The sequence below is a fragment of the Massilia sp. P2_C2 genome, from assembly GCF_056404615.1.
In genome coordinates this window covers 1-522 of sequence record NZ_JBFUDR010000687.1, presented here as the reverse complement: position 1 = coordinate 522, position 522 = coordinate 1, and the positions used below count along the sequence as shown (strand labels likewise).

The window sequence follows — 522 nt, the reverse complement described above, 5'->3', positions numbered from 1 at the left end:
ACCCAGGCGCGCGCCGCCATCGTGCGCATCTGGTTCGAAGGCGGCCGCGCCGTCGCCGCCGCCAAGGGCGCGCCGGAGACGATCGCACAACTGTGTGCCGGCGCCGGGCAGGAGGCGACAGCCGCGGCGCTGGCCGCCGCGTCCGCGCTGGCGCGCGACGGCCTGCGCGTGCTGGCGGTGGCAGGCTGTCATCCGCCGCCCGGTCCGTGGCCGGACGACCCGGCCGCGCTGGGCCTGCGCCTCGTCGGGCTCGTCGCGCTGGCCGATCCGCTGCGCGCCGACATCCCGGCCGCCGTGGCCGAGTGCCGCCGCGCCGGCGTGCGCGTGATGATGATCACGGGCGACCACCCGGAGACGGCGCAGGCCATCGCGCGCGCGGCCGGACTGGCGGACGGCGCCGTGCTGACCGGCCCCGCTCTCGCGCGCCTGGACAGCGTGGCGCTGGCCGGCGCCCTCGCGCGTGCCAGCGTGTGTGCGCGCATCGTGCCGGCCCAGAAGCTGGAAATCGTGCGCGCCCTGGAG

Annotated in this window: 1 protein-coding gene; it reads left to right on the top strand. The window is 78.7% G+C overall.

Annotation, left to right across the window (positions count from 1 at the left end; all coding sequences use genetic code 11):
• The coding region (locus AC1DYX_RS31870; RefSeq protein ID WP_477266296.1) for an HAD family hydrolase at nucleotides 1–522 on the top strand (522 nt) is incomplete at both ends.